Annotated in this window: 17 protein-coding genes and 1 pseudogene; 8 read left to right on the top strand and 10 right to left on the bottom strand. The window is 65.7% G+C overall.

All coding sequences use genetic code 11. From position 1 onward, the window contains the following. The first annotated feature begins 341 nt into the window (after positions 1 to 341). From DRB87_RS12360 to DRB87_RS12375, 4 genes and pseudogenes are all read left to right on the top strand, one after another. Positions 342 to 869 carry a spore coat U domain-containing protein gene (locus DRB87_RS12360; protein ID WP_130026107.1) on the top strand — a complete coding sequence of 176 codons (528 nt, stop codon included), beginning with the start codon at positions 342 to 344 and terminating at the stop codon, positions 867 to 869. A gap of 33 nt (positions 870 to 902) precedes the next feature. Beyond that, a complete protein-coding gene (locus DRB87_RS12365) occupies positions 903 to 1,652 on the top strand; it encodes a molecular chaperone (RefSeq protein WP_130026108.1) in 750 nt (249 codons plus the stop codon). A 100-nt stretch (positions 1,653 to 1,752) separates the two neighbouring features. Continuing rightward, positions 1,753 to 4,242, top strand: coding sequence for a fimbria/pilus outer membrane usher protein (locus DRB87_RS12370; RefSeq protein ID WP_165385297.1), 2,490 nt, complete (start codon positions 1,753 to 1,755; stop codon positions 4,240 to 4,242). Continuing rightward, positions 4,239 to 5,215: pseudogene (locus tag DRB87_RS12375) on the top strand (spore coat protein U domain-containing protein). The gene DRB87_RS12370 and the pseudogene DRB87_RS12375 overlap by 4 nt, the downstream one beginning before the upstream one ends. Before the next feature lie 32 nt (positions 5,216 to 5,247). On the opposite strand, the gene astA reads toward DRB87_RS12375, so the two are convergent. The 6 genes from astA to ilvB all read right to left on the bottom strand — a co-directional run bounded on the left by astA (position 5,248) and on the right by ilvB (position 12,381). Further along, complete coding sequence (gene astA, locus DRB87_RS12385; RefSeq protein WP_165385432.1) at positions 5,248 to 6,309, bottom strand: arginine N-succinyltransferase; 1,062 nt, start codon at positions 6,307 to 6,309, stop codon at positions 5,248 to 5,250. A gap of 179 nt (positions 6,310 to 6,488) precedes the next feature. Further along, positions 6,489 to 7,730 (bottom strand): aspartate aminotransferase family protein, encoded by a 1,242-nt coding sequence (locus DRB87_RS12390; RefSeq protein ID WP_130026113.1) that lies wholly within the window; start codon positions 7,728 to 7,730, stop codon positions 6,489 to 6,491. Positions 7,731 to 7,937: 207 nt separating this feature from the next. Continuing rightward, positions 7,938 to 8,660, bottom strand: coding sequence for an amino acid ABC transporter ATP-binding protein (locus tag DRB87_RS12395; RefSeq protein WP_130026114.1), 723 nt, complete (start codon positions 8,658 to 8,660; stop codon positions 7,938 to 7,940). Next, positions 8,644 to 9,396: an amino acid ABC transporter permease gene (locus DRB87_RS12400; protein WP_017234559.1), complete on the bottom strand. Its 753-nt coding sequence runs from the start codon at positions 9,394 to 9,396 to the stop codon at positions 8,644 to 8,646. The genes DRB87_RS12395 and DRB87_RS12400 overlap by 17 nt, the downstream gene beginning before the upstream one ends. A gap of 150 nt (positions 9,397 to 9,546) precedes the next feature. Beyond that, complete coding sequence (locus DRB87_RS12405; protein WP_017234558.1) at positions 9,547 to 10,326, bottom strand: basic amino acid ABC transporter substrate-binding protein; 780 nt, start codon at positions 10,324 to 10,326, stop codon at positions 9,547 to 9,549. A gap of 204 nt (positions 10,327 to 10,530) precedes the next feature. Then, positions 10,531 to 12,381 (bottom strand): biosynthetic-type acetolactate synthase large subunit, encoded by a 1,851-nt coding sequence (ilvB, locus tag DRB87_RS12410; protein ID WP_130026115.1) that lies wholly within the window; start codon positions 12,379 to 12,381, stop codon positions 10,531 to 10,533. A 172-nt stretch (positions 12,382 to 12,553) separates the two neighbouring features. Between ilvB and DRB87_RS12415 the strand changes: the two genes are divergently transcribed. From DRB87_RS12415 to DRB87_RS12425, 3 genes are all read left to right on the top strand, one after another. After that, positions 12,554 to 13,030 (top strand): Lrp/AsnC family transcriptional regulator, encoded by a 477-nt coding sequence (locus DRB87_RS12415; RefSeq protein ID WP_130027850.1) that lies wholly within the window; start codon positions 12,554 to 12,556, stop codon positions 13,028 to 13,030. Between the two features lie 265 nt (positions 13,031 to 13,295). After that, positions 13,296 to 13,853, top strand: a complete 558-nt coding sequence (locus tag DRB87_RS12420) for a peroxiredoxin (protein ID WP_130026116.1) — start codon at positions 13,296 to 13,298, stop codon at positions 13,851 to 13,853. 28 nt (positions 13,854 to 13,881) lie between these two features. Further along, positions 13,882 to 14,526 carry a hemolysin III family protein gene (locus DRB87_RS12425; RefSeq protein ID WP_130026117.1) on the top strand — a complete coding sequence of 215 codons (645 nt, stop codon included), beginning with the start codon at positions 13,882 to 13,884 and terminating at the stop codon, positions 14,524 to 14,526. Here the strand turns inward: DRB87_RS12425 and DRB87_RS12430 are convergent. Further along, positions 14,517 to 16,052: a sensor histidine kinase gene (locus tag DRB87_RS12430; RefSeq protein ID WP_240756306.1), complete on the bottom strand. Its 1,536-nt coding sequence runs from the start codon at positions 16,050 to 16,052 to the stop codon at positions 14,517 to 14,519. The two genes, DRB87_RS12425 and DRB87_RS12430, sit on opposite strands and share 10 nt — an antisense overlap. A 419-nt stretch (positions 16,053 to 16,471) precedes the next feature. Here DRB87_RS12430 and DRB87_RS24035 point away from each other — a divergent pair, with 419 nt between their 5' ends. Then, positions 16,472 to 18,115 carry a methyl-accepting chemotaxis protein gene (locus tag DRB87_RS24035; protein WP_130026119.1) on the top strand — a complete coding sequence of 548 codons (1,644 nt, stop codon included), beginning with the start codon at positions 16,472 to 16,474 and terminating at the stop codon, positions 18,113 to 18,115. A gap of 16 nt (positions 18,116 to 18,131) precedes the next feature. On the opposite strand, the gene DRB87_RS12440 is transcribed toward DRB87_RS24035, so the two are convergent. The 3 genes from DRB87_RS12440 to DRB87_RS23630 form a co-directional block, all read right to left on the bottom strand. Next, positions 18,132 to 18,416 carry an acylphosphatase gene (locus tag DRB87_RS12440; RefSeq protein WP_130026120.1) on the bottom strand — a complete coding sequence of 95 codons (285 nt, stop codon included), beginning with the start codon at positions 18,414 to 18,416 and terminating at the stop codon, positions 18,132 to 18,134. Positions 18,417 to 18,525: 109 nt separating this feature from the next. Next, positions 18,526 to 19,905 carry a sulfite reductase subunit alpha gene (locus tag DRB87_RS12445; RefSeq protein WP_165385300.1) on the bottom strand — a complete coding sequence of 460 codons (1,380 nt, stop codon included), beginning with the start codon at positions 19,903 to 19,905 and terminating at the stop codon, positions 18,526 to 18,528. Then, positions 19,899 to 21,113 (bottom strand): PepSY domain-containing protein, encoded by a 1,215-nt coding sequence (locus DRB87_RS23630; protein ID WP_165385301.1) that lies wholly within the window; start codon positions 21,111 to 21,113, stop codon positions 19,899 to 19,901. Before DRB87_RS23630 ends, DRB87_RS12445 begins: the two co-directional genes overlap by 7 nt. Positions 21,114 to 21,115 lie beyond the last annotated feature (2 nt).

The raw sequence follows: 21,115 nt of genomic DNA on the forward strand, positions 1-21,115 counted from the left end.
AATTTCGCCTTGCCAACTCCGCAAGCAACGACGCAACCGCTCATCCATGTGATGAAACTTTCGCCACGGCGTTCCCCAGACGGGGCCGACGCGGACAGCGCCGTGCGCACTGCGTCACACCGAAACATGCGCTTTGCGCGTATTCGGTCGATACGCGATGTGCGGCGTCCCGCCGCAACGATGGGATGATTCCGAAAGCCATTCGTCAACGCCGAAATCAGGCAAATTCCTTCATAGACTACGTAAAAAGCGGCCACGAAGGACGTTAGAACAGACGCAATTTACGTAGTTCCCGAGTCTCACTTCCGCAACCTCCCGTAGGACTCCAAAGGAGAATGACGATGCATCGATCTCTACTGTGCGTGGCCCTGTCCGGAATCATCTACCTGCTGGCGCACGGCGCACCGGCACGCGCCGCCGTCTATACCAACGGGTCGGCGACGGCGCAAATGCGAGTGCAATTGACGATTCTCCCTGGCTGCACCATTGCCGCCACACCGATGACGTTCAACGCAGTGCAGGGATCCGCGACCGGACCGGTGGCAAGTACGTCGTCGCTGAGCGTGACCTGCACGGCGACGACGGGGTACAACATCGGGTTGAATGCCGGTACGGTGCCGAACTCGACGGAGGCGGATCGTCTGCTGGCCGGCACCCTCTCCGGCAATACCACCACCATTCCGTTCGGTCTCTATCAGGACGCCGGCTACGCCACGCCGTGGGGCAACACGCAGGGGGCGAATACCTTGAGCGATTCGGGCACCGGCGCGGTGAAGGTGCATACCGTCTACGGACAAGCGACGCTCTCGGCCACGATGCCGGCCCCGGACGTCTATTCGTCGACGGTCACCGCCACGGTGTACTTCTGAGAAACGGGATCGATCATGCGCCCAAGAAGCCCCATGCGCCCGGCCGTTCGCCGCCCAACGGCTTACGCCTGCGGCGGCGCGTTCGTCGCGCTGTTGACGCTGTACGTGACCGACGGTAGCGGTGCCACGCTGCAAGTCTCGCCGGTCATCGTCAATTTCCTGCCCACGCAGCCGGCCACCACGCTGACGCTGGGCAACTCCGGCGACGTGCCGATTCACGGTCAGCTCCGGCTGTTTGCGTGGACGCAGCGCCATGGCGACAACGTGCTCACCCCGAGCGACGCGCTCGTCGCCAGCCCGCCGATCCTGCGCATCGAACCCGGCGAGCGGCAGATCGTGCGGCTCGTGCGCATGGCGCAGGTCGCCGAGCCGCAAGAGCAGAGCTACCGGCTACTCGTCGACGAACTGCCCTCGACCGGCGCCACGCCGGTCGAGGGCATCTCGATCCGCCTGCGTTACTCCTTGCCGGTTTTCGTGCAGGCAAGCGATGCGCGGGCGCCGTCGTTGCGCTTCGACGTGCGCCTCTCGCAAGGCCAACTGGAGGTGCACAACGATGGCGAACGGCACGCGCAACTTGGCGCCACGCGCGTGCTGGACGCCTCCGGGCGCAGCGTCCAGTTGACGCGCGGCCTGCTCGGTTATGTCCTCGCGGGGCAGACGCGCCGCTTTGCCGTACGTTGGCCCGCTGGCGCCCCGCCGGTTGCGCCGTTCACGGTCGAGTCGCGCGTCGACGCCGTACCGATGCGCTTTGCCGCGGGCGCCGCGCCGGATGGCGAGCGCTAAGCGTGTCCGCCGGGACCCTGCCGCTACCCTCTCGACTCCCCGGGTCTGCCACTCGCGAACGCCCGGGGCACAGGGATGGAGCGGTGCCACGTCTGGAGCGGTGGCCACGGCGCTCGCCACGTCGATGGCGCTGGGCGCGGCCGCCTTCGGCAAGGCCGGCGATGCACGCGCTGCCGCTGCCGCGACGGTGTCGGAGGGTGGAACGTCCGCAACCTCTGCACCGGACGTCGTAGGCACCGCGCAGTTAGACAATGCCGCGGTGTCTGGCACGGCCACGCCGTCTGCGCCGCGCGCCGGCAGCGCGTCCCGCCTTGACGGAACTTATGTGCTGGAGGTCATCGTCAATGGCGAGTCGACCGGCCGGATCGCGCCGTTTTTGCGTCGGAAGGGGCGATGGTTCGTGCGTGCGGGCGATCTGCGCCTGCTCGGCTTGACCTCGCCCCAACTGCCGCCACGCGACGCGACCGACGTCGCGCTCGATTCGCTCGACGGCGTGCGTGCGACGTACGACGCCGCACACCAGACGCTCGCCCTGCAGGTCGGCGACGCGTGGCTCACGCCCTATGCGTTGGGCCGTCCGCCCCCGGTCGTCATGGCCGCGACGTCCGGCACGGGCGTGCTGATCAATTACGACGGGTATGTGCAGCGGGATCGCTTCACGCGGGCGTCCGTCTGGAGCGAAGTTCGCGGCTTCTGGCCCGGCGGCACGGTGCGTCAGACAGGGCTGGCGGAGCACTCCGCCTGGCGCCACGGCTATCGGCGCTACGACACATGGTGGCAGCACGACGACCCGGCCCGATTGACGACCTGGGTGGCGGGTGATCTCATCACCGGCTCGCTCGCGTGGACGCGCTCGCTGCGCATTGCCGGCCTGCAATGGCGGCGCAACTTCAGCCTGCGTCCGGACCTCGTGACCTTCCCGATACCGACGCTGCACGGCAGCGCCGTGGTGCCGTCGTCGGTCGACGTCTATCTCGATGGTGTGCGCCGCATGAGCGCACACGTGCCGCCCGGACCCTTCGTCATTCAGGATGCTCCCGGTCTGACCGGCGACCTGCAGGCGAGTGTCGTGACGCGCGACGCGCTCGGGCGCGAGCGGGTCACCACCGTCCCGCTCTACATCGACCCTCGGCGGCTGGCCAGCGGCTTGTCGAGCTTTTCAGTGGAAGCGGGCCTGCCGCGCGACGATTACGGCGTGCGCTCATTCTCGTATCGACGCCACCCTGTGGCGTCGGCGACCGCGCGCTATGGCGCGACCAATGCCGTCACGGTGGAAGCGCAGGCACAAGCCGGACGCCGACTCGCGCTGGGCGGCGCGGGCGCCCTGATGGCGCTCGGCCAGACCGGCGTCGTCAGCGCGTCGGCCGCTTTCTCGGGCGGCCGGGGCACCGGCACACAGTGGAGCGCGGGATACCAATACCTATCGCGACGGATCGGCGTCGACGTGCAAATGATCCGGACCACCGGACGTTATCGCGATATCGCGTCGCTCGACGGTGCGCCCGCGCCACGCGCCAGCGACCGTGTGAGTGTGTCCGTGCCGTTCGGACGCAGCCGCACGGCCTCGCTTGCCTGGTTTTCACAGCGCGTGTCGGGCCAACCGGCCACCCGGGTGCTGTCGGCCAGCCTCACACTGCCGGCGGGCACGCGCGGCATGTTCTCCGTCGGCGGATTTCACGACTTCGCTCGCCATCGCGCCCATGGGGTGTTTGCCATGCTGAGCGTGTTGCTCGGTGCCGGCGCGCTGGGTAGTGCGTCGTTCAACCAGCAAGACGGGCAGATGCAGGCATCGGTGGGCGCCAGCCGCGCCCCAGACTACAGCGGTGGCTGGGGTTGGCAGGTCATTGGCGGACGCGCCTTCTCGCAACGCACTGTGCAAGGCGAATTGCAGTATCTCGGGCGACACGGCCAGATCTCCGCCCTCGCGCAACAGGTGGGACGACGTACCGGCACCGCCCTCGGCATGACCGGCGCGCTGGTCGTCATGGACAACCGCGTGCACGCGACACGGCGCACCTACGATGCGTTCGCCCTCGTGAGTGCCGATCGGCAGGTCGACGTGCCGGTGCTGCGCGAATCGGTGCCCATCGGCCGCACCGATTCGCGCGGCTACTATTTCGTGCCGGATCTGAATGGCTTCGAAGCCGCGCGCATCGGCATCGATCCCATGCAGCTTCCGGTCGATATGGAAGTGCTGACGACCGAGCGCCGCATTGCGCCTCAGGCGGGAAGCGGCGTGCTGGTGCGTTTCCCGGTGCGACGCTACCGTGCGGCGCTTGTCACCCTCACAGGCGCCACGGGGCAGCCGCTGCGTCCCGGGACGGCGGTGCGCCATGTGCAGAGCGGCGTCGCGACGGTGGTCGGCTATGACGGGGAAGTCTTTGTCGATGCGCTCGCGCCGAGCAACACCCTGGAGTCCCGAGACGCCGGGCAGCGCTGCCGAGTCTCGTTTGAATGGGCCGCGCCCGCCGAAGGCCGGATCGCCCGCATCGGTCCGCTGGCATGCGTCGCATTCGGCACGCTCGCCACCGAGCGCCCAGCGCCCTTTGGCCCCGTCCCCGTCCGCTGGCGACAGGAGGATCCATCATGACACCCCCCACCGGGACCCTGCCGAGGCGGCGGCGCCCTATCGCCGCCGTCGGAGTCGCATTCCTGTGCGCGTACGCGCAGGCGCAGACCTGTTCGGTCGGGGCGCCGACGCTCGCGTTCGCGGCCTTCAGTCCGATCTCCGGCGCCGCGCTCTCGGCAACGGGCACGGTGCCCATTTCGTGCACGTGGCCGTTGCTCGGCGGCAGCGCCAACGTCAAGGTGTGCCTCGCGCTGAATGCGAGTCAGCCCCTTACGCTGACGAACGCGGGCGATGCCATCAATTTCGGTCTCTATGTCGATCCCTCATTTGCCAACCCATGGGGAAGCGGTCCGAGTCAGGCGATCGCGTTCACGATGACCCGCAACCTTCTGGGCGGGACGGTGACACAGAACGTCAATGTCTACGGGAGAATCGCAGCGGCGCAGACCACGGTGCCGACGTCCGGCAACGGCAACACGGTCTACACGCGGACATTTACGTCGGCCGACACGAGCCTGCACTATGCGCCCTACGGCCCGCTGTCGCCCGTCCCGGACTGCGGCAGCGCCATGACCGCCGTGCCGGGCACGCCGTTCACCGTGAACGTGAGCGTCATCAACAACTGCACGATCGCCGCGACGAACATCACGTTCGCCACGCAAACGGCGCTCGACCGCCCGGTGACCGGTGCGGGCCAGCTTATGGTGCAATGCACGCGAAACGACGCGTATCGCGTCAGCCTGTCCGGCGGGCTGCTGGGCACGGTCACGTCGCGCTTGATGGCTGGCGAGACCGGCGCCAACGTCGCCTATCAACTCTACCTGGACAGTGGTTACGCCACGATCTGGGGGATGGCTCATCGGGCACGTCGCCACTGACCGGCATCGGCACCGGCCTCGTTCAGTTCATTCCGATCTACGCGCGCGTGCCGTCGCAATCGACACCGGCCCCCGGCGTCTACACGGACACGGTGACAGCAACGATTCAATTCTGAGGCGGCGGTGTCGAACCGCCGCCATCGCGCAGTCAGATCGCGTCGGCGCGCGGCGGTTTGAGCGGCAACACCTGAATGCGGTCGCCCTGCTTCACGCCAAGCGCCTGCGCCGCGAGCGGGCTGAGCGCGAACGCCCGTCGCTCGGGACGCCCCGTGACGAGCGTGGCGCGAAAGCCGTCCAGCCCGAGACACGCCACGAGGTAGGGCTCCGCGTTGGGGACGGCCGGCGCCGCCTCGTCGTCGCCGGCCGTGGCCGCGAGGGTCACGCTCAGATAACGGCTGTCGCGTGCGGCGCGCAAGTCGGCCACGCGCGCTTCGAGTACCGGGCCGCTGTCGAAGATGTCGACATGTGCCCCGGAGCGCATGCCCTCCTGTTCCAGCAACCGGCGCGCCGGAAGCGTATCGCGATGCGTGACCCCGATGGCGGCCTGCGCCTGCGGGGAGAGAAAGTCGACGTAGATGGGGTACTTCGGCATCAACTCGGCCACAAACGACTTCTTGCCGATCGAGGTGAGGTAATCCGCCTGATCGAAATCGATCTTGAAGAAATGCTGCCCGAGCGACTGCCAGAACGGACTCTGCCCGTTGTCATCGAAAAAACCGCGCAGCTCGGCACACACATGCGGACCGAAACGCTCGGGGAACTGCGCCATGAACAGAAAACGCGCCTTCGAGAGCAGTGCGCCATTGCCATGTCCGCGCCACGACGGATCGAGCAGCAGCGAGCACAGTTCGCTATAACCGGTGAGGTCGTTCGAGAGCGAGAGCGTCAGCATCCGCGACCAGACGTTCAGCTCGCGACTCGCATGCACGATCGTATCCTTGCGATACGTATAGAACGGTTGCTCCAGCCCGACTGCCGCCTCTAGACCGCACACGCCGGCGATCTCGCCGGTGGCGACGTCCTCCATCACGAACAGATACCCTTGCTCGGCCGTGGGGGCTTGCCCCGCCAAGGTGGCGGCAACTCGGGCCAGACGCGCCTCGAGCGCGGCTTCATCAGGCTTGAACGACGTCATGCCGGGGCCGGCCTGCGCCGCCAGCTTCAACAGCGCGGGAAGATCGCCGCGACGCGCCAGACGCACGACGCGCAGCGAGGTCGTCGCTGCCGCGTCGGGCGAGTCCGTGTCGGCGGCCGGGGGCGTCGCCATGTTCGATTGACGGGTCATGAGCACCTTCGGCGAATTGAGTAAAACAAAGGCCGGAGCGACGTCATCCGTCGGTCCGGCCCGAAGTCCTGCATACCGTCAGGTCGTGACGTCGGCCGGTGCGATCAGTTCGCCTTCACCGTCGCCGCCACGACTGCGACCGCCTTCTCCAGCGACGCGAGACCGGCATCGATGTCGGCGAACGGAATGTTCAGCGACGGCGCAAAGCGCACCACGTCGCCCCCGGCCACGAGCACCATCAGCCCGTGCTTTTCGGATTCCGCCACGATGTCCTTCGCGCGGCCAGCGAATGCCGGCTTGAGCACCGCACCGATCAACAGCCCCATGCCGCGCACGTGGTCGAACACGCCATGACGCGCGTTGATCGCCTCGATGCCTTTGATGAAATGATCGTGACGCGCCTTCACGCCGTTAAGCGTCTCCGCCGTGTTGATCAGTTCCAGCACACGCCCGGCGATAGCCGTGGCAAGCGGATTACCGCCGTACGTGCAACCATGCGTGCCCGGTGAGAAGCTCGCGGCGATCTTGTTCGTGGTGAGCATGCCGCCAATCGGATACCCATTGCCCAGCGCCTTGGCGGTGGTCAGAATGTCCGGCGTCACGCCATATTGCTCATACGCGTACAGCGTGCCGGTGCGGCCGACGCCCGTCTGCACTTCATCGAAAATCAGTAAGGCGTTGTGCTTGTCGCACAGCGCGCGCAGGCCCTGCAGGAATTCCGGATCGGCGGGCAGCACGCCGCCCTCGCCTTGCACCGGCTCGACGATGACCGCCGCCGTGGCGTCCGAAATGGTCGCCTCGACGGTCGCCAGATCGTTGTACGGCAGGTGCATGATGCCGGCCGGGATCGGGCCGAACCCTTCGGTGTATTTCGCCTGACCGCCAACGCTCACGGTGAAGAGCGAGCGACCGTGGAACGAGTTGTAGAACGAAATGATCTCGCTCTTCTCCTTGCCGCCGCGCTCGGCCGCATGGTCGTAAGCGTAGCGGCGCGCGAGCTTGAGTGCCGCTTCGTTGGCTTCGAGGCCTGAATTGCAGAAGAATGCCTTGTCGGCGAACGTGGCGTCGGTCAGGGCCGTCGCCAGACGCAGCACCGGCTCGTTGGTGTAGCCGTTGCCGATGTGCCAGACCTTGCGCGCCTGCGCTTCGATGACCTTCACCAGTTCGGGGTTGGCGTGGCCAAGCGCATTGACCGCGATACCGCCGGTGAAATCGACATACTCGCGACCCTGCTGGTCCCACATGCGCGAGCCTTCGCCGCGCACGGGCACCATCTGGGCGGGAGCGTAATTGGGCACCATCACGTCATCGAACGTCTGGCGGGTCACAGCGATTGGCTGGCTCATGACTACCTCGTGAAATCGGAGTGCAATCGTCGATTGCGGGGCAGGCCTGGACAAAGGTCACTGCCCTGTGAAAAGAACCTGGCTGGGGGCTCAGGGGACCGGCGGCGCGCCAATGCCGGACGGCAATGGCACTTGGCGCGCGTACCCTCGCATTGTAATCAGATGCGGCCCTCGGATATACCTCCGCGGGCCTCGCCATCGTGAGAATTACAGGACTTTGCGCAAGAATTCGCGCGTGCGCTCGTGCTTCGGGGCCGAGAAAATCTGCGCCGGCTTGCCTTCTTCCATGATCACGCCCTGATCGATGAACAGGACGCGGTCGGAGACTTCACGGGCAAACCCCATTTCGTGGGTCACAACGACCATCGTCATGCCTTCGTCGGCCAGCGACTTCATGACTTCGAGCACTTCGCCCACCAGCTCCGGATCGAGTGCCGAGGTCGGCTCGTCGAAGAGCATGACCTTGGGCTGCATCGCGAGCGCGCGGGCAATCGCCACGCGCTGCTGCTGACCGCCGGAGAGCTGGTTCGGGAAGGCATCGATCTTGTCGATCAGGCCGACCTTGCGCAGCAGTTGCTCGGCGATGGTCACGGCCTCGCCACGCTTGATGCCGTTGACCTGCATCGGCGCGAGGATCAGGTTCTCGAGCACCGTCATGTGGGGAAACAGATTGAAACGCTGGAACACCATGCCCACGCTCGCGCGCATGGCGTTCATGTCCGTCTTCGGGTCTTCCACGTGAAAACCGTTGACGAGCACTTCACCGCCGCTCACGTCCTCCAGGCCGTTCAGGCAGCGCAGAAACGTGCTCTTGCCCGAGCCCGACGGCCCGATCACACACACGACTTCGCTCTCTTCGATGCGGCACGAAATGCCGCGCAGTACGTGCGCCTCGCCGTACTGCTTCTGCAGGTTATTGACGACGATCACCTTTGCCGTACCTCGATTCCAGATGTTGAACAAATGCCGACAGCACCAGCGTGATCACCCAGTAGATGAGCGAAATCGTCAGATACGGCTCCCAGTAGCGAGCATATGCCCCCGACACCGTGCGCGCGGCATACGCCAGTTCCGCCAGCCCGATGGCCGACGCCAGCGACGAATCCTTCACGATCGCAATGGCGTTGTTGCCCAGCGGCGGCAGCATGCGGCGAAAGGCCTGCGGCAGCACGACCTTGCGCAGCGTCTGCATATAGGTCATGCCCAGCGAGCGCGCCGCTTCCGCTTGACCGCGATCGATCGACTGAATCCCGGCGCGGAAAATTTCGGACACGTAGGCCCCCGCGTTCAGCGAGATGGCCAGCACCGCCGACATGAAGGCGCCGTACTGCGAGCGGATTTCCCGCGCGAGGTCGCCACTCACGAGCAACCCTTCCGAGGGGTTGATCAGCACCGGCATCAGCGCGAAGTGAATCAGCAGAATCTGCACGAACAGCGGCGTGCCGCGGAAAAAACTGACGTAGAAGCGCACCGGGTATTGCACCGCGTAGCGCAGGAAATACTTATAGAAGCCGTGACGCGCTTCGGCCAGTCGGCCGACGCCCAGCACGAGCCCAAGTAACGTGCCGGCGATCACGCAGATCACCGTGCACTTGAGCGTCATCAGCGTGCCCTCGACGAACAGGGGCATGTATTCGCTGATGATGTTCCACTGGAACCCACCCATGAAGCACCTTTCTCACAAAATGAAACGAACCGGCGGGCCGGCAGAAAAACGCTCGCGGCCCGGGGGTTGACGTCGGAAGTCGACGATCAGCTCACGGGCCGCGAGTGGCCAGGTCTCTGGCGAGCGTGGCGCGAATCTTACACGCGTTGCTTACTGTTGCGGCAGCGACGGCACGTCGGCGTCGAACCACTGCTTGTAGATCTTGGCGTAGGTGCCGTCGGCCACGATCTTCTTCAGACCGGTGTTGATCTTGTCGAGCGCGACCTTATTGCCCTTCTTCACAGCGATGCCGAAGTACTGGCGCTTGAACTTGCTGTCGTAGACCAGCTTGAACGGCTTTTCCGGATGGCTCTTGATGTAGAACTTGATGACGCCCACGTCGCCCACGGCGGCGTCAACGCCCCCGCGATACAACTCTTCGAGCATCAGCGGCGTATTGTCGAAGCGGCGGATCGCGGTGCTCGTGCGGCCCAGTTCTTCCGACACGGAAATGTCGCCGGTGCTCGAGTTGACCACCCCCACCTGAAGCTTCTTCAGATCGGCCAGACCCGCGACCTTGGCGCCCGGCGAGGTGATGATGACCTGATCGGCCGGGAAGTACGGGGCCGAGAAGTCCACCATTTCACGACGCTTGTCGGTAATCGTGATGCCCGAAATGATGATGTCGCGATCGCCCTGGTCGAGCGTGGCGAAGATGCCTTCCCACGGCGTGCTGACCAGCTTCACATTGAACCCGCCGGCCTTGCCGATTGCCTTGATGATGTCGACGTCGAACCCGGCCAGCTCCTTCTGCGGCGTTTCGAACTCGAACGGGCGATACGTACCGCCTGCGCCCACCGTGTACGTGGGATCGGCGGCCTGCGCTGCCGGCAACGCGGCGAAGGTCGTCAGAAAACAGGCGGCGGCCAGCACGAGGCGCTTCGTCAACATGTTGATTTCCTTGGCGAGAATTCTTGAAAGAGCGCAATGATACTCCGCGTCGTCACCGAAATGAAAAAAAGCCGCCGCCTCGGTTCAGGACGTTGCGATCTCGCGACGTGCGCTCAAATTCCCACCAGATGAGAATGAAAATGCAGAGTCAGCACGCGCCAGTGCCCGCCCGCACGGTCGCGCCTCGCCTGCCGGGCCCGTGCGTCAGAACGCCCCCGCCGCGATGGGGCCTGCCGTCTGGCCGGGACCGAAGACCATATCGCGATACGACTTGCCTGCGGGAATCATCGGATAAACGTCGTCCTCGCGGGCGACGAGGACGTCCAGCAGATACGGCTCGCTCGGGTCTTCGAGCATGCGGGCGAGGGCGGCGGGCAACGCGTCTGCCCGGGTCACCCGGGCGCCCGCCACTCCATACCCCGCCGCAATCGTGACGAAGTCCGGATACGGACGCCCGTCGCCGGCCCCGTCCGGTGCGTTCGGATCGACAAGCGATGACGCAACGCGATTGCGTGCGTAGATCATGTCCTGCCATTGGCGCACCATGCCCAGCCACTGGTTGTTGATGACCAGCACCTTGACGCCCAGCCCATAGCGGCGGCAGGTCGACAGTTCGTTGACGGACATGTTCAGACTGCCGTCGCCGTCGATGTCGATGACCGGGACGTCCGGCAACGCCACTTTGGCACCGATCGCTGCCGGCAAGCCGAAGCCCATCGTGCCGAACCCCGCGCTCGACAGGAACGTGCGCGGCTGGCGGAGTCGCAGGTGCTGCATCGCCCACATCTGGTGCTGTCCGACGCCCGTGGTCACGACCGCTTGCGGCGGCAATAGCGCCGCGAGCGCCGTGATGACAGCGACGCCCGTCAGCGCGCCCGCACAGTCTGCCTCATCGACCGCATCGACCGCATCCGCTGCGGCCGCGTGCCGGGGCGCCCGCAGCGGATGGGCCTCGCACCGCTCGCGCAAGTAGGCGTGCCAGTCCGGCACATTGCGGCGCGACGCGTGGGCCAGCAGGCCGGCAAAGGCGTCGCGCAGATCCGCATGCACGCCGAGCGCGACGGGCTTGTTCTTACCGATTTCGGCGGCGTCGACATCGATATGGACGATCGTGGCATACCGCGCGAACGAGGCCGGATCACCGATCACCCGGTCGTCGAAACGCACGCCGAGCGCCAGCACGAGGTCGGCTTCATTGACCGCGACGTTGGCCACGTAGGCGCCATGCATGCCAAGGGGGCCCAGCAGCAACGGATGGTCGTCGGGCATCGCACCCAGACCCATCATCGTGAGCGCCACCGGGCAATCGAGCACTTCGGCCAGTGCCGCGAGCTGCGACCCGGTCCCCGAGGCGATGACGCCGCCCCCGGCGTAGATCACCGGGCGTTCGCTTCGGGCAAGCAGGGCGGCGATCCGTTGGGCGGTCTCGTCGCTCATGCCCGCCGGCACCGGCGCTGTGAAACGCTTGTCGGTCGGCTGATCGGGACGCGCCTGCTGAATATCCTTCGGAAAATCGAGCAAGACCGGCCCCGGCCGGCCCGCCATTGCGCAGGCGGCCGCTTCGCGCAACGCGGCGGGAATGTCCCGCGCCTCGCGGACCTGCCGGGCGAGCTTGGTCACCGGCTTGGTGATAGCGACGATGTCGACTTCCTGGAACGCGTTCTTGCCGAGCCAATGCGTGGCGACGTTGCCGGTGATGGCGAGAATCGGCACGGAATCGCTGGCGGCGTCGGCAATGCCTGTGACGAGATTCGTCGCGCCGGGGCCGGACGTCGCCAGACACACGCCGAGCTTCCCGGTGGCACGCGCATAGCCTTGCGCACCGAAGACCGAGCCTTGTTCGTGCTCTGTTCGTACCAGCGTGATGGCCACGCGCGAGAGCGCGTCGAGCATTTCGAGGTTGGCGCCACCGGGATAGCAGAAGACGGTATCCACGCCAATCTCGACCAAGGTCCGCGCAATCAGCTCTGCCCCCTTCGCAGACAACGGGGCAACAGGCTGGGCGACGGCGCCGGTCGCGGTTTCGGCAGCGGGGAGCGTCAGATCAAGTTTCATGGGTACGTGTATTCCTGCGGGATCCATCGAATCGGGAGGCATTGTGGCGGCCATTCGGCCCAATGAGAACCCAGCTTACCGGGATCGGCCAGCAAATGCTTCGCGTATCGTTGACAAAACGCCATTGATTTCACATGATTCATTCAAATATCAAAGCCATTTTGAATTAATCATGCAAATTGACGAATTCGACGAGAAAATTCTCGCACTGCTTCAAGAAGACGCTTCGCTCTCGGCCGCACAAATCGGCGAGCGCATCGGTCTGTCGCAATCACAGTGCTGGCGTCGCATCGATCGGCTCGATGCCGAAGGCGTCATCGAGCGCCGCGTTGCGCTTATCGACCGCAAGAAGGTCGGATTGAACGTGATGCTGTTCGCTCACGTAAAACTGGCCGGCCACAATCGCAACGCGCTGCCCGAGTTCTCGAAGGCCATTCAGGATTTTCCGGAAGTGCTCGAATGCCACGTGCTCATGGGCAATGTCGACTTTTTGCTGCGCATCGTCACACGCGATGTCGAGGCTTATGAGCGATTCTTCTTCGAACGTCTTTCGCAATTGCCGATGGTCCAGGAGGTCAACTCGATGATCGCGCTCTCGCAGATCAAGTCGACGACGGTTCTGCCGATCGGCAACGGTACCGAACGGTAACGAGCAGTGAGGAGCGCCAAGAAGCGGCAATACGCCGTAGGCGACGCTCAGGCAGGGCGGCCGCGATCTTGGCGAGCATGCCGGCTCGACCCCGCGCGCTTCATGACACTACGGTGACCGAATCGTGTCACGATTTCCGCAGTAGACTGCTGACTGCCCTGCCCCGATGGCTGCGGCATGGAGGGCATCCGCGAAGGATATCGTCCCCCGTTGGACACCGCCGTCGCGAGCCTCTATGCTTAAGCATTCACTCCAGGAGTCCTGCATGAAACGTTGGTTCGGAATCGCTGCCGCAGCCGCCATTGTCGGGGTGACGGCCTGGTGCTTCATCCCCGCTCACGCCGCCCTGAAGAACGGCACCCCCGCCCCTGTTTTCTCTGCACAAGCCTCGCTCGGCGGCAAGGTCTTCACGTTCTCGCTGGCCGACGCCCTGAAGAAGGGCCCCGTCGTGCTGTACTTCTACCCGGCCGCGTTCACCGAAGGATGCACGATCGAAGCGCACGACTTCGCAGAGGCCACCGACAAGTTCAAGGCGATGGGCGCCACGGTCATCGGCGTTTCGCACGACAACATCGAAACGCTCAACAAGTTCTCCGTGTCCGAGTGCCGCAGCAAATTTGCCGTGGCGGCCGACACGGATCAGCGCATCATGCGGGCCTACGACGCCGTGCTTTCGCTCAAACCCGACTATGCCAATCGCGTCTCGTATGTCATTGCCCCCGACGGCCGGGTGATCTACAGCTATGTGAGCCTCAATCCGGATAAACACGTCACCAATACGATGGAAGCGGTTCGCAAATGGCGCGACGCACATCCGTCGTGATCGCGACATCCACACAGGAGAAGGCGGCATGAAAGCGACCGGACGCGCACAGACGCGCGGCGAAGAACTCGCCAATAGCGCGAGCCACGGCATTGCCTGCATGGCCGCCCTCGCCGCCACGCCCGCCCTGTTCACGGCGGTCCGCCCGCCGTTGCCAAGTACGGGAGAGCAGATCGGCATCGGCGTGTTCGCCATCACCATGGTGATCGTCTATCTCGCGTCCGCGTTATATCACGGCTTGCCCGATGGCCGTGCGAAACGGCTGTTCATGCGTGTCGATCATTGCGCCATTTTTCTCTTCATTGCCGGGACGTACACCCCCTTTACCGTCAAGATCCTTCACGACCCTTGGGGCTGGCCGCTGCTGACCGGCGTATGGGCCATGGCCATTGCCGGGCTGGTCGCCAAGGGACTCGGCCTGCTCGACCGGCCGCTCGTCTCCACCCTGCTCTATGTTGGGCTAGGCTGGATCGCCGTGCTGGTCGCCGGTCCGGTGCTCGCCGCCATCCCCGGCCCTGGCGCAGACTGGCTGTACGCCGGCGGCGTTGCCTACACCGTCGGCGCCCTTTTCTACTCGCTCGACGGCCATATCAAATTCGGCCATCTGGTCTGGCATCTATTTGCCATCGGCGGCACGGCCTGTCACTTTCTCGCCGTCTACCGCTACGTCTGATCGTCCAGCGCGATCCGGCAGTCCGTGAGCTTCTCGGCCAGCCGATCGCATCGCGCCGTCAACGCCGGATCGCCGAACATCCGGCACGCCCCGCGCATGCGATGCAGCAGCGCCTGCGCCGCGTCGATGTCCTCCGCGCGACGTGAGGCGATCAGGCGGCGAAAGCGCGCAAGATCCTTCGCCATTTCCTCGCGCATCACGCGACGTGCGTATGGATCGTCATGCAGCGGCGGCCGCGATGCCTTCGGGCGCTCACCCGCATTCGGCGGCGCAACGCATTCGCTCACCTCGCACGGCCACCGCACCGCCAAGGTCTGCGCCAGCCGTTGGCGCGATACCGGCTTCGTCAACACGCCGTCGATACCGGCGTCTCGTGCTGCCCGCGCGCCGACGACCGACCCCGTCACCGCGAACACCACGGGCGATGCGCGACCGAGCACCGGGGCCAACGTGCGAAGCGTCTTCGCCAGCGTCAGGCCGCATGCACCGCCGAGCTGCACATCGGTGAGCACGACATCGACCTCTTGCGCCGTCCAATGGAGCAACGCCTCGCTCAGATCGCCCGCACGCGCGACAACGCAACCGAGCGACGACAACTGTTCGCCGAGGATCTTGCGATTCATGACGTGGTCGTCCACCACCAGCGCACGCAACCCGGGACGCACGTCGACGTGCGCAACAGGCACCGCCGGCGTCGACGCGGGCGGCGAAGCCATGGTCGGCGCGGGCGACGCGGGCGACGCGGGCGACTCGCATGCGTCAGCGCGAGCGACGCCGGAGGAAGGCACGGCATCGGGGGTGGCAAAGGGTACCGATAACCGAAAGCGGGCGCCGGTCGTCGACGGCTCAACGCTGAGCGCGCCCCTCATGCGCCGCGCCCATTGCTGAGCGATCCACAATCCCAGCCCGGAGCCGGGCACCGAGCGGTCGGCACGGGCAAATGCCGCGAAGACGGCGTTTTCCATGCCCGCCGGAATGCCGGGCCCGGTGTCGCAGACGTGAATCGTCAGTTGTCCCATACCGGCGTCGCGCCGCTTCCCGGGCAACGCAGCGTCGTGCGTCGCAGCGGCGTGCCACGATGCCTTGACCGCCACACCGCCACAGACGGTGTATTTCAGCGCATTGTCGAGCAGCGTTCGCAGGATCTGGCGCAAGCGGGCAGCGTCTCCCTGAATCATGACGGGCACCTCGGTGGGAATATGGCACTCGAGCACGAGCCCTTTGGTGTGCGCCGCCCCAGCAAACCCGTCGACCTCCGCGTCGAGGCACGCGCGCACCTCGAAAGCCGCCTCGCGAAGCGGGAGTTCCGTGACGTCGTCCTGCCCCAGGTGCAGCACGTCGTCCACCGCGCTCGCAACGACGCCGAGCATATTGCGCATGGCGCCAAGTCGTTCCCTTGGCGCCATCGCGCCCGCATCGACAGGCGGGTCACCCGGGGCACGCCTGTCCTCCAGGCTGCCGGCCTCGCCCCAAAGCGCATCCAGATGCCCTTGCAGTACCTGCAACGGGGCGCGCAATTCGTGCACCAATGCCAGTCGAAAGGTACTGGCAGCCCATGGGGCATCACTGCCCCACCCCTCCGGCCCGCTTGACGTTGCCACGTGTGCCCCGTCGGAGGCAAACCCGCCGACATCGCGGCCGCCGCGCGGGCATTTGAATTTGTCGAGATTCATCGCGTCGTTGACGCCGCATCACGATTCGCGCGTTTTGGCGTACTGAAGAAACCGTAAGAGTCTTCAAGTCTGGCCTTTTGCAAGACGTTTGCGACTGCGCAAATTCCGATCTTCTCTTGTGGACGCCGCACTTTCGGAATCGCCCGAGCAGAACGGTTCAAGTTCTGCCTCTCATCTGCCGATAATCCCTATGACCCGTTCTGGAGACACCGACGGGCAGGGAGGCCGCGCGCGCTAACTCTGCGGCCCAGGCATTCAAACTATCGATCCCTATGTATAAGAACATTACGATTAGGGCCAGTCTGACACTGGTCCTCGGTTTGCTTGGCGCACTACTCGTCCTCGTTAGCGTCCTGGGCCTCCAGGCGCTAGGGTCCAGCAATGCCTCCCTGAGCGAGATGGCCACGCAGGACACGCCTGCCCTGGCCGAGGTCAAGGGAACTGCAGAGCAGATGCTGCGCAACCGCCTGTCGATGGCGGCCTATGCCTCTTACGTCAGCCTGGGCGCCGACCCGGACGAGTCGGAGAAAGTCCTCAAGCGGGGCAGCCAATACATCGCTGCGTCGGACGCCCTGTGGAGCGATTATCTGAAACGTCCCAAAGAAGATGCGCACGAAGCGGAGTTGGCCAAGTCAACCGACGCCAAGCGCCGCGCCTTTTTCGATCAGGTCGTCACGCCTGCGCTCAACGCCCTGAAACAAGGCGATGTGGCTGGGTTCCATCAGATTCAGGCGCGCGTCGCCCCGCCGGCCTATGCCGCGCTCGATGCGGCCATGCGCGAGTTGCAGGAAATCCAGATCGCGCGGCAAAAGGCCCGATTCGACGTGGCCCAGCACCGCTACAACGTCATGCGCATCACCTTGGGGGCAACCCTGGCCGTTGCGCTGCTCCTCGCGCTGTGGGGCCGCGCCATGCTCGCGCGCGCCGTGCTGCGTCCGATTCGCGACGCCATCGCGCATTTCGAGCGGATGGCCGCCGGCGATCTGAGCCAGCGCGTCGAGCAACACACGCGTAACGAGATGGGCCAACTGTTCGGCGCCCTCGGCCGGATGCGCGACGGTCTCGCCAGCACGGTCGGCACGGTGCGCGAGAGTACGGAAGCCATTCACGCGAACGCTCACGAGATTGCCGAAGGCAACGCCAACCTCTCGCAGCGCACGGAAGCGCAAGCGTCGTCGTTGGAGCAAACAGCGGCGAGCATGGAAGAGCTGACCGCCGTGGTCAAACAAAATGCCGAAAACGCCCGAGCCGCCAGCCAACTCGCCGTCACCGCTTCGGAGACCGCGTCGCGCGGTGGCGACGTGGTGCAGGAGGTCGTGACGACGATGCGCGACATCGCCGCGGCGTCGCAAAAAGTCACCGATATCCTGACGGTCATCGACGGCATTGCCTTTCAGACGAACATCCTGGCGCTCAACGCAGCGGTCGAAGCCGCCCGCGCTGGCGAGCAGGGCCGCGGCTTTGCCGTGGTGGCAGGCGAGGTCCGCACATTGGCGCAGCGCAGCGCGTCGGCGGCCAAGGAAATCAAGGGCTTGATCGAGGCGTCGGGCAACCGCGTCGAGACGGGCACCCGCCTGGTCGAGCGCGCGGGCGAGACGATGGTGGATGTCGTGCAGTCGGTCAAACGCGTGACCGACATCATGGGCGAGATCTCGGCGGCCGGTGTGGAGCAGTCGAGCGGCATCGAACAAGTCAACCGCGCCGTGACGCAAATGGACGAAATGACGCAGCAGAACGCCGCGCTCGTGGAAGAGGCCTCCGCCGCGGCTGCCGCGCTGGAAACGCAGGCCATGCGCCTGCGCGAGTCAGTCGCACTGTTCCGGCTGTCGGCTCACGAAGCCGCGCGGCCCCCCGCGCTCAATGAGACCGTCGCGACGCTCGACCCGCCCCCGGGCAGACTGGCGCTCGCAGCTTGAGGATCGCCACCGCCGATCAAATGCTCGCGCGCTGCTCGAAGCCTTTGATCGGCGCATCCGCAACCCAGGCCTTGTCGACTTCGCACGACGAGACCTGCGCGTGCTGCGGCCCCTCGCGCATCCATTCGCACAACGCGAGTAGCTGATCGGCCTCCCCCTGCGCGATGGCCTCGACCGTACCGTCGCGCCGGTTGCGCACCCAACCGCTGAGTCCGATCCGGCGCGCCTCGTCCACGCACGCGGCGCGATAGCCGACGCCCTGCACCAGCCCATGCACTACGATCTGCCACGTTGCCGTCATGGCCCCTCCTACGATGATGGACGATGGGCAAGTCCACGCGAAACCAACGGACGAAGGGCCCGATCGAGACCGAGCCTTGTCACTACGTTAGCACACCGCCGGGGCCCGTCTAGTACACGTCGCGGCGATAGCGCCCCTGCGCCGACAGGTCGAGCAGGACGTCCGTCCCGATGGCATCGGCGAGCGCGGCATCCACTGCGGGCGCCATGCCGGAGAGGCTGCCGCACACATAAATCGACGCGCCGCGCGCCACCCAGGCCGCAATGTCCTGCGCGGCTTCGCGCACCCGATCCTGGACGTAGCGGCGTTGCGCTTGATCACGCGAATAGACGCGGTCAAGGCGCGCAATACCGCCCTGCGCGTGCCACGCACACAACGTCGTGTCGTGGAAATCATCGTGCGCCGCGTGACGCTCACCGAAAATCAGCCAGTTACACCGCTGTCCGTTAGCAATACGTTCGGCAAGGTGCGCTCGCAGTCCGGCCAATCCCGTGCCGTTACCGATCAGGATCATGCCGCGCCCCGCCGCCGGGCCGTGAAAGCCGTGATTCGGACGCACGCGCATCGACACAGACTCGCCCAGCGCAACGCCCTCGGTGAGCCAACCGGAACCCAGGCCCAGCGAGCCATCGGGATGGCGAACCTGACGCACGAGCAACATCAGTCGCCCCTCGTCGCAGGTCGATGCAATCGAGTACTCGCGCACGGGCAACGGCGCCAGACGCGCCAGCCAATCCTGCAGATCGATGCCTGCCGGCGGTGCGGTGTCGGGCAACAGGCGTTCGCGCAACGCGTCGCCCAGCGTCGTCTCGCGGCCAGCGACACTCACCCGCACGTCGCGTGCCCAGACACTCCTCGAGAGGAAGGTGTCCACGCGTGCGACCGAGTGGCGCGGTCGCACGTCGACCCGATCGCCCGCCATCCATTGCACGCCCGACGGCAGGGTGAACGCCAGGTGATAGGCCGGCAAACCGGCGCTGCCGGGATTGAGCAGGTCGCGCTCGACCAACGTCCACGGCTGAAAGCGAGGGCCGTCGTGTGGCTTCGACGCCGCCAGCGGATGGCCGAACCACTCGCCAAGCCGGTCTTGCCAGCGCACCCACGCGCGCGGATCGCCACGGTCGACTTCGATGGGCTCGAACGCCGCCACGCCGCCCTGCGCGCGCAGCCAACCATCGAGTTTGCGGCCGAATCCGCAGAATCGGTCGTAATGACTGTCCCCCAACGAGAGCATCGCGAAGCGCAACGTCGGCAAGGCCATCGCCCGATTCATCAATTGCTGTGCAAAGCGGCGCGCGCTGTCGGGCGGCTCGCCATCGCCGAACGTGCTGACGATGAACAGCGCCCGCCTGGCCGAGCCGAGTTGCGCCTGACCGATGCGCGCCAACGGCTGGATCTGGGCCCGGACGCCCGCGCCTTCGAGCATGCCGGCCGTCTGCCACGCCAGGTCTTCCGCCACGCCACTCTGACTGGCGTAGCCGATCAGCACCCCATCGTCCGCGAACGCCCCCCCGCAGCGACCGGCGAGCCAGACCTCGCCACGACCGGACGCGATGCCGCCAGCGCGCGCTGCTTCCTGCGGCGGTCCAGATACAGCATCCAGCCCGTGACGAAAAACACCGGCATCATCAGGCTCGAGAGCATCATGACAACGACGCCCGCGGGTCCAAAGAAGCTGCCGCGATGCAGCGCGTAGATGCTCGCCATCCATTGGCCGCCCATGGTTTTCTGAGCGTACCGGTCGTCGTTGCGAATCGCGCCGGACGCCGCATCGATCTCCAGACGGTTGAATGCCCGCTCGTGCGGCGCCGACGTGTCGAGCCACGTCACCTGCAGCGGCCCGCCGGATTTCTGCGCCGGACGCAGGGACACCTTGGTGTAGTCCGGCACATGGCCGGTGAAGCTGCGCCACGCCGTGGCCATCTCGGTTGTCGTCGTCGCGGCCAGATCCGGCAGCGCCGCCGGCTTGCCTTCGCCGTGCGCGCTCCGCGCCGGCGGGGCAGCCGGCTTATTGCGCACCGGCGGCGACACGCCCGCGATTGAAAACAGCATGCCGCGCCACCAATCGTATGACCAATACAAGCCTGTCGTGGCGGAGAGCAGATACGGCACCAGCACCATCGTGCCGATCACGGCGTGCAGGTTCCAAAGGAATGGACGACCGCGCTTCTTGAAATCGATATGAAACCAGGCTCGCCAGTGACCCACCCGTCGCGGCCAACGCAGATACAGGCCACTCAGCGCCAGCACGAACAGCAGCAAGGTGGCCGCCGCCGTAATCTGCTTGCCGATTCCGTCCACCGTGAGGAAACGGTGAATATCCATAATGAACCGGAAGACGGCGTCGGCCTGCGACCGGCCAAGCATCTGCCCGGTGTAAGGGTCGACGAAATAGGTCTCGCCGCGCGGCCCATCGCCCACGGACAGCCGCACGCCGACCGCGTCTTGCGGCGCGCGCGTCATCGTCATGAGCAGAACGCGCCGGTCGGGCGCCGCCTCATGCACGCGCGCGAGCAACTCGGGAATGGGCAGCGGCGCCGTGTCGCGCACCGCTACGGTCATCACGCCCGGACTGAAGGCCCGAGTCAGGGCGTCGTCATAAGAAAGCAGCGCGCCGGTCAGACCGACGACGGCCAACACCAGCCCGGCAGTAATGCCGAAGCCCCAATGCAACTGAAACCAGAGTCTTTTCATCATCG

The sequence above is a fragment of the Pandoraea sp. XY-2 genome (assembly GCF_004193915.1).
Classification (GTDB): Bacteria; Pseudomonadota; Gammaproteobacteria; order Burkholderiales; family Burkholderiaceae; genus Pandoraea; species Pandoraea cepalis.

Excerpts from the sequence above, each read along its gene's own strand:
- DRB87_RS12360 (WP_130026107.1), top strand. The coding sequence starts at position 342 with ATGCATCGATCTCTACTGTGCGTGGCCCTGTCCGGAATCATCTACCTG.
- DRB87_RS12365 (WP_130026108.1), top strand. The coding sequence starts at position 903 with ATGCGCCCGGCCGTTCGCCGCCCAACGGCTTACGCCTGCGGCGGCGCG.
- DRB87_RS12390 (WP_130026113.1), bottom strand. The coding sequence starts at position 7,730 with ATGAGCCAGCCAATCGCTGTGACCCGCCAGACGTTCGATGACGTGATG.
- DRB87_RS12400 (WP_017234559.1), bottom strand. The coding sequence starts at position 9,396 with ATGGGTGGGTTCCAGTGGAACATCATCAGCGAATACATGCCCCTGTTC.
- DRB87_RS12405 (WP_017234558.1), bottom strand. The coding sequence starts at position 10,326 with ATGTTGACGAAGCGCCTCGTGCTGGCCGCCGCCTGTTTTCTGACGACC.
- ilvB (WP_130026115.1), bottom strand. The coding sequence starts at position 12,381 with ATGAAACTTGATCTGACGCTCCCCGCTGCCGAAACCGCGACCGGCGCC.
- DRB87_RS12415 (WP_130027850.1), top strand. The coding sequence starts at position 12,554 with ATGCAAATTGACGAATTCGACGAGAAAATTCTCGCACTGCTTCAAGAA.
- DRB87_RS12420 (WP_130026116.1), top strand. The coding sequence starts at position 13,296 with ATGAAACGTTGGTTCGGAATCGCTGCCGCAGCCGCCATTGTCGGGGTG.
- DRB87_RS12425 (WP_130026117.1), top strand. The coding sequence starts at position 13,882 with ATGAAAGCGACCGGACGCGCACAGACGCGCGGCGAAGAACTCGCCAAT.
- DRB87_RS24035 (WP_130026119.1), top strand. The coding sequence starts at position 16,472 with ATGTATAAGAACATTACGATTAGGGCCAGTCTGACACTGGTCCTCGGT.
- DRB87_RS12440 (WP_130026120.1), bottom strand. The coding sequence starts at position 18,416 with ATGACGGCAACGTGGCAGATCGTAGTGCATGGGCTGGTGCAGGGCGTC.
- DRB87_RS23630 (WP_165385301.1), bottom strand. The coding sequence starts at position 21,113 with ATGATGAAAAGACTCTGGTTTCAGTTGCATTGGGGCTTCGGCATTACT.